This window comes from Jiangella anatolica (genome assembly GCF_003236295.1).
GTDB lineage: Bacteria > Actinomycetota > Actinomycetes > Jiangellales > Jiangellaceae > Jiangella > Jiangella anatolica.
This window is the reverse complement of record NZ_POTW01000026.1, coordinates 68,645-75,924: the sequence shown is the minus strand read 5'-3', so window position 1 is coordinate 75,924 and position 7,280 is coordinate 68,645. Positions and strand designations below refer to the sequence as shown.

At 72.6% G+C, this 7,280-nt stretch carries 6 protein-coding genes; 1 reads left to right on the top strand and 5 read right to left on the bottom strand.

Annotation, left to right across the window (positions count from 1 at the left end; translation table 11 throughout):
- The coding region (locus C1I92_RS13110) for a hypothetical protein (RefSeq protein WP_146605121.1) at positions 1-543 on the bottom strand (543 nt) is incomplete at its 3' end.
- A gap of 224 nt (positions 544-767) precedes the next feature.
- On the opposite strand from C1I92_RS13110, the gene C1I92_RS13105 reads away from it, so the two are divergent.
- Positions 768-3,314 (top strand): ATP-binding protein, encoded by a 2,547-nt coding sequence (locus tag C1I92_RS13105; protein ID WP_158564112.1) that lies wholly within the window; start codon positions 768-770, stop codon positions 3,312-3,314.
- Here C1I92_RS13105 and C1I92_RS13100 read toward each other — a convergent pair.
- The 4 genes from C1I92_RS13100 to C1I92_RS13085 are packed head-to-tail and all read right to left on the bottom strand — an operon-like array spanning position 3,311 to position 7,194.
- Positions 3,311-4,699 carry an FAD-binding oxidoreductase gene (locus tag C1I92_RS13100; protein ID WP_111255103.1) on the bottom strand — a complete coding sequence of 463 codons (1,389 nt, stop codon included), beginning with the start codon at positions 4,697-4,699 and terminating at the stop codon, positions 3,311-3,313. The two genes, C1I92_RS13105 and C1I92_RS13100, sit on opposite strands and share 4 nt — an antisense overlap.
- A gap of 10 nt (positions 4,700-4,709) precedes the next feature.
- Positions 4,710-5,489 carry a hypothetical protein gene (locus tag C1I92_RS13095; RefSeq protein ID WP_146605120.1) on the bottom strand — a complete coding sequence of 260 codons (780 nt, stop codon included), beginning with the start codon at positions 5,487-5,489 and terminating at the stop codon, positions 4,710-4,712.
- A 44-nt stretch (positions 5,490-5,533) separates the two neighbouring features.
- Positions 5,534-6,778 carry a hypothetical protein gene (locus tag C1I92_RS13090; protein WP_111255101.1) on the bottom strand — a complete coding sequence of 415 codons (1,245 nt, stop codon included), beginning with the start codon at positions 6,776-6,778 and terminating at the stop codon, positions 5,534-5,536.
- Complete coding sequence (locus C1I92_RS13085) at positions 6,775-7,194, bottom strand: cupin domain-containing protein (RefSeq protein ID WP_111255100.1); 420 nt, start codon at positions 7,192-7,194, stop codon at positions 6,775-6,777. The genes C1I92_RS13090 and C1I92_RS13085 overlap by 4 nt, the downstream gene beginning before the upstream one ends.
- Between the last annotated feature and the right edge of the window lie 86 nt (positions 7,195-7,280).

The following is a 7,280-nucleotide window of genomic DNA, read 5'->3' as shown; positions in this document are numbered from 1 at the left end:
GGCCCAGGGCACGCCGAGGAAGGCGGCGAACAGGAGGCTGATGGCGAAGGTGTAGCGCAGGGTGACCAGGGCCACGTCCAGGTAGTGCGAGCCGACGCTCACGCCGGCGAGCTCCTCGTCGAAGAGCCACCCGTGGACGGCCGTGCTGGGGACGCTGGCCAGTGCCGCCGCCCCAGCGGCGCCGAGCGCGAAGGCGAGCCTCGCCTGCACCGACTCGTCAGCGACCCGGGTCCTTCGCAGGATCGCGCGGGTGAGCAGGCAGACCGCCAGCAGGACGGCCACGGATACCGGAGCCGCCAGCGTCGAGTCCCTCAGGAAGTGGACCCACGGGTCGACGTGACCGGTTCCGATGTGCCCGGTTCCGCCGTGCCCGCCGTGCGCCTGCGCCGCAGCGACGATCACGTCCGCGGACGCGTGCGGCTCCGCGGCCGCGGCCGGACGATGCAACCGCCAGCCGACGACATAGTTCTGGACCAGCGCGAGACCGGTCACCCGCCAGACGAACGGCCGATCGACCGTGCGCAGCGATGTTCGTGCCGTCATCGTCCCCCTCTTCCCCGACGGTTGCCTCACTCTCGCGTGGCCGCCAGGGGGACGCCATCGGCAGCCGTTGCCCATGTCTCGGCGATGGATCACCTATGCGCCGTGCCGCGGGAAATCGCTTGCACCCTCCCGGCGCGCCGGTGAACCATGCTCTACTGGAGGCAACGGCGTCCGTCACAGCGCGGGTCACGATGCTCGTCGCCTGGATCCGGGGGGACCAGAAGGTGGAGACCAGACCGACTCGTCTGTACGAGCGCGACGACGTGGTGCAGCGCCTCGCCGACCGTATCGACGCCGCGAGGACCGGGCCGAGCTCGGTCGCGCTGGTGACCGGAGAGGCCGGGATCGGCAAGACCAGTGTGGTGCGAGCCGTGCAGACCGGCGTGGATCCCGCCGTGCGCGTTCTCAGCGGGGGGTGCGACGACCTGCTCGCCCCGCCGCCGTTGCAGCCCATCCGCGACGCCGTCCGGGGTTCGAACGGGCCGCTGGAGCAGGCGCTGGCCGTCGGCGAGGCCGAGGCGGTCTTCGACGCGGTGCTCGCCGAGCTGTCCGGATCGCGACTCACCGTGCTGGTCCTGGACGACCTGCACTGGGCCGACGACGCGACCGTGGATCTGCTGCGCTACCTCGTCCGCCGCCTCGACCGGGTCAACGTCGTGCTGATCCTCAGCTACCGCGACGGCGACATCGACTCCCGACATCCGTTGCGCAGGCTGCTGGGTGCGTTGACGGAGGTGCCGCTGCAGCGGTTCCCGCTGACCGCATTGTCCGCCGAGGCCGTCCGGTCGATGGCGGCCGGCACGGGCCGGGACGCCGACATGTTGTACGCCGTGACCGGCGGCAACCCGTTCTACCTCAGCGAGGCCCTGGCGGGGCCGGCCGAGGCCGTGCCGGCGAGTGTGGTCGATGCCGTGCTCGCGCGGGTCCGCGGTCTCGATCCCGGCTGCGTCGCCATGATCGAGCAGCTGTCGGTCATCGTCACCCCCATCCGGGTCGATCACGTCGCGAAGCTGCTGGGCGAGGGGTTCGCTCACCTGGACCGGGCCGAGCAGCTGGGCATGGTGGAGATCCGTGGCGACGATGTCTACTTCCGGCACGAGATCGCGCGCCGGGCCATCGAACAAAGCCTGCCGGCGCTGCGCCGGCGGACCCTCAACGCCACGATCGTGCGGATGGTCCTCGAGTGCGGCGTCGGGTCGCACCTCTTTGCCCTGATCCACCACGCGGTCCAGTCCGTGGACGTCGACGTCCTCGTGGAGTATGCGCCGATCGCGGCGCGGGAGGCGTTCCGGGCCGGCTCGCGACGGCAGGCACTCGCTCACCTGGAAGCGGTGATGCCGTACGTGCAGCGGCTGCCGCTCGAGTCGCGGGCGGACGTCGTCGCCTCGTACGCCGAGGAGCTGAGCGTCGCTCACCGGTTCCGTGAGTCCGTCCAGGCAGGTGGGTGGGCGCTGGCACACGTCGCGCGACTGGGCGACGCGCGGTCGTTCGCCGAGGCGCTGCTGCGACAGTCGCGCCGGCTGCTCATGGCCGGGGACGTCGACGCCGCGCTGGCCGCGGTCGAGCGTGCGGATCAGATCGCCGGCGAGATCGGCTCGGCGCCACTCGAGGCGGCGGCCGCGGCGGACCGGGCCATTCTGATGGTCGTCGTCGGCGACACCGAAGCCGGTGTGCGCGCGTTGCCGGCCGCCCATGCGCTCGCCGCCGCTGCCGGACGCACCGACGCCGTCGCGCTGTGCCTCAGTTACCTGGGCCTGGCCTCGTCCGACCTGAGCCTGCTGCGCGAAGGCCTCGTCTCGGCTCTGTCGACCGGCGACCACGAGGCCGCGGCGCGCGCTCTCACCAACCTGGCGGACGTGCTCTATCGCGACGGTCGGTGGGACGAGTTGGAGTCCTGCCTCGCGGCGGGGCTGGAGTTCACGGCGGAGCGGGGCTTCCGCTCCCACGCGGCCGGCCTCGAGACCTACCGGTGCCTGCTCGGTCTCGGGCGCGGACACTGGGACGCCGCCGAGGAGGGCTTGCGCCGGATCGTGGAGCTGGTGGACGGCGGCAGCCCGCTGTCGGTGCCGGCCACCGCGGGCCTCGGCCGCCTGCTCGCCAGGCGCGGGGATCCGGCCGCTCGGTCGCTGCTCGTCGAGAGCTGGGAGCACGCCCGGCGGCACCGCTGCCTGCCCGGCCTCACCCACGCCGGCGTGGCGTACGCCGAATGGGCCTGGCTCAACGGCCGCCGGGACGTCGCGGAGGAGATTCGCACCGAGCTCGCCGCCGGGCCGCGTCCGCTGGCCACGCCGGCGTTCGCCGAGGTCGTGCGGTACTTGGCGAGGGCGGGTGTCGAGGTTCCGGCAGCCGGGGCCGGGGCCGGGGTGGACGACCGCTACGAGCAGGCCGTGGAGCTGACCGTGTCCGGTGACGTCGATCAGGTCCTGGCGGCGCTGCGCACCCTGGACGAGCTGTCCGCGGTCCCGGCCGCGCGGCTGGCCCGGCGCCGGCTGCGGACACTGGGCGTCAGCCGGGTACCGCGCGGAGTCCAGACCCGGACCAGGCGGAACCCGGCCGGGCTGACCGACCGCCAGCTCGACGTGCTCAGGCTCCTGATCGACGGACTGACCAATGCGGAGATCGCGGAGAAGCTCGTCGTCTCCGTGCGCACCGTCGACCATCACGTCTCGGCCATCCTCACCCGCCTCGGCGTCCGGACCAGGCGCGAGGCCGCGACGACGGCACGAACGCTGAACCTGGTCCGGGATGGCCAGGAGAGCCTGATCGTCTAGGCGCCGAAGGGCTCCGCCCGGGCGACCGGGTGGTTGCCCCTGATCGTGCCGCGGGGATCGATCCGGTTCTTGATCCGGCGCAGCCTGGTCAGCGTCTCGGCCGAGTGGAACCTCCGGGACTCCTCACCCGAGGAGAAATTGGGCAGGGCCCGGTCACTGGTCCAGGGTGACATCGCGGCGAGGGTCGCTTCGATGCTCTTCGTGACGACCTCGGCGAGTTCCGGTGTCGGCGCCAGCCCGCCGAAGAGCAGCAGGTAGGGCTCATCGACGTGACCGGCCGATCCGTCCTGACCGTGGCGCCGTGCCAGCGCTCCGCCCAGGTGCCGCACCTCGTACGCGCCCATCGGCGAGGCACTGCCCGGAGCCGCGACGTCCAGGAGCGCGTCCTGCGCGGCCGCACCGAACTCCTCGAGCAGCACGCTGCGCAGCATGCCCGGGAGCGGGTCGTCCGGCTCCTGCGAGATCGTGCCGACCGCATGCGCCGGCATCGCGGCAAGGGAGTCCGCCCAAGGTGCGGCGACGGCGCGCAGCGGCCGCACGAACTCCTCCGCGTCGTCGGCCGAGCCGAGGAAGACGACGTCGACCGCGACGAGCCAATGCCCGCGTGCCACCTCGGGGACGAACGGGAGGTCCGGCAGGTTGAGCAGCCACGCCCACAGGGACAGGTCGTCGGGGGCGGTGGACGTCACGTCCGCGAACACCCGCAGGACGTCTCGCGCATGCTCGATCGGCCACATCAGCCGGCCGCCGTACATCCCGTCCGCGGGCAGGAGATTCAGGTCCAGAGCCACCACGATGCCGAAGTCGCCGCCGCCGCCGCGAAGCGCCCAGAACAGGTCGGGGTCCGACTCCCGCGTGACTCGGACCAGGTCGCCGTCGGCGGTGACGAGCTCGGCCGCCAGGACGTGGTGGGCCGCGTACCCGTGCTTGCGGCCGAACCAGCTCAACCCGCCGCCGAGCGTGTAGCCGACGACGCTGGTGTCGCCCGAGCTGCCGGGCAGCGACATCAGACCCGTCTCGGCCAGGGCGGCATTCAGGTCGCGCCACCGCACCCCCGCCTCGACGCGGGCGACCCGGCGCTCGCTGTCGATCTCGATGCCGTCGAGAGCCCCGGTGCGCAGCAGGATCGTCCCGTCGGCCGCCGGCGTCGCGCCATGCCCGACGGGCTGCGCCATCACCGGCAGTCCGTGCACTGCCGCGATCCGGATCGCGGCGGCGATGTCGTCGGCGTCGGTGACGTGGACCACCGCGGCCGGCCGTTGGTCGGCCAGCAGGTGCCAGGCCCGGCGCTGGGTGTCCCAGTCGGCGTCGCGCGGACCGACGACGCGCCCACGAAGGTTGTCGCGCAGCGCGTCGATCACCTTCTCGCTGTGATCATCTGCCATGTGAGTCTCCTCATCGGTTCGGTCGTGGTGTTCTGGCCGCCGCGAGGACGGCGGGCAGCAGGGTGGACATGAAGGGGATGGTCAGCCCGAACGCCACAGCGGCACTGGCCGCGCCGACGGTGTCCCAGGTGGCGGCCGCGGCGGCGACGATCACCGTGGCCGACAGGCCGGCACCGAGCGCGGTCAGGAGCGCGCCGGGGCCCGAGGCGAGCTCGCCCGCGCGACGACAGGCCACGGCCAGCATCGCCGCGGCCAGGTAGGCCAGGACGACGTAGGCGACCTGCAGGAGATCGAGCCAGACCAGCAGCAGCACGACGAAGTCCGGCGTCCCGTCGAGGCCGCGCAGATACTCGTACGCCTGCCACGCCCGGTCCTCGACGGCGGCCTGGGCGGGAGCCGCGCCGGCCAGGACGATCGCGAAGCGTGCGACCAGGTTGGCCAGGTAGCCGGCCGTTCCCAGGGCGAGGAGTGCGACGGCGACGTTGGCGGCCGGGCTGCGCAGCCGATGCGCCTCGAGGGCGAACCCCACGAGCAGGATGATCCCGGCCACCAGCAGGGCCGCGCCGTTGATCACCATCAGCCCGGGTTCGTCCGCCGTCGGAGCGCCGGTGAACGAGGCCAGCGCGAAGAGCACCCCCGCCGGCAGGATCAGCGGGCCGGACCGGCGAACGGCCACGACCACGAGCGCGATGAACGCCACGTCGAGCGGCACGAACACCGTCGGCGGCAGCGTCGCCACGGTGTGCAGCACCGTGAGCGCGAGGCCCGCCGGCCAGACGAGATGGCTCACGAGCACGGTCGGACGCGACGACGTCGTGGTCCCCGGCGAGCCGGTCAACGCGACCGCACCAGGCCGACGTGTCCCTCGATCTGGACGGCGCTCGATCCAGTGGTGCCGAGCGGGCCGCCGAGGTGCAGCTCGCCGATCTCGCCGCCGTCCAGCACGCTGAGCGCGGTGGCCGGCAACTGGACGATCTCGCCCCGCACCAGACTCGGGCCGGACCGGCCGTGCGTGGTCACGCCGGCGCGCAGCGCCAGAACTCCGATCGGACGGCCGACGTGGACACCGAGAGCGCCGTCGCCGTGGGTCTCGATGCCGGCGAACTCCGCCAGGCCGATGTGGCCCAGATAGTGGTTGAAGCCTCGCGAGCCCGTGCCACGGGTGAGGATCGGCCCGTTGACCTCCAGGTGGTCGATCGCGCCGAAGTTCACCACGCCGACGGCGCTGGGCCCGTACGAGGTGAGCGCTCCGTCCACCTGCCAATGGCCGACATCGCCCCAGTTGTCGATCACCATGTCGTTGGGGCCGTGCGTGGTGACGTCGCCCCGTTGGCGCACAGTCCCCGCGACCACGCCGTACAGCAGGAGCACGCCACCGGCGATGAGGTCGTCCCTGCCCGCCGGCACGCGGCCGTCGGCCACGACATCGTCGATCACCAGGGTGGGAACGCGGACACGGCCACTGGGCGGGGTGGACGGGTCCATCCGTCCGCTGATGTCGGCCGCGCTGCTGATCATCACGCCGGCGCCCAGCACCGGGGCCTCCGGGCGGCCGATGCGCAGGCCGGTGACCTGGACGGTGAGCTCGCTGGAGTCGTCACGCTGACGGTTCCAGACGGTCAGTGCCCCTTGGCGCATGGAGGCGACGCCATAGGCGTCGACGCGGTCGCCGGCGGTGGTGTCGGCCGCGTCGATCGTCAGATCGCGTATGTCGACGGCGCCGGTGACGGTCGCGTTCTCGGCGAAGACGCCGACCTGCCCGGTGACCCGCACATCGGCGATCCGCAGCTGCCCGAGGTCGGCGACCGACGTGTCGTTCGTGATCGCCCTCCGGTCCGGCGAGACCGCGAGCGTGATGCCGGCGATCTCGTTGCCCGAGGTGACGACCACGCCGTCCATCCCGGGGCGGAACGCGATGCCGGCGCCGCGCAGGGTCTGGCCGGGACTCAGCCTGACCGTGCGGGCGGCCGTGATCGCCTCGGCCACGTGGATCGCCGCGACCGCCGGATCCGCGGCCGCGCGATCGAGCGACTCCGGGGAGTCGACCGTGACCTCGCGCCGCACCGCGTACCCCGTCACGGGTGCTCCGCGTCGACGGGCCGGCCCTGGTCGTCGAGGAGCACCACGGACTCCTGTTCGTTGGGATCCGTGCGCGCGATGACACAGACCAGCGGCTCGCTGCCGCTGGAGTTCGCCGGCAGATGGGGCACGCCGGCGGGAATGTAGACGAAGTCGCCGGCGGCGACGCTGTCGTGCTGAGTCAGGCCCGGTCCCGACCAGACCTCACTGCTGCCCGACACGATGTAGATCGCCGACTCGTGCCCGGAGTGCAGATGCGCCTGACCTCGTCCGCCCGGTGGGATCACCAGCGTGTGCAGGCACAGCCCTTCGGCGCCCACCGACTCGGCGGAGACGCCGCCGGTGTACGACAGGCCCTGCTTGCCGTCGAACGACCCGCCGCCGCGCACGATGCGGCAGCCTTGTTCGATGTCCATGTCGCCTGGTCCTCTCGCGGTCGAGAACTCAAGGCTGTCCAGAGGCGCGCGTCGCGGCATGGGTGATCGCTGCCTACTTCTCGGCG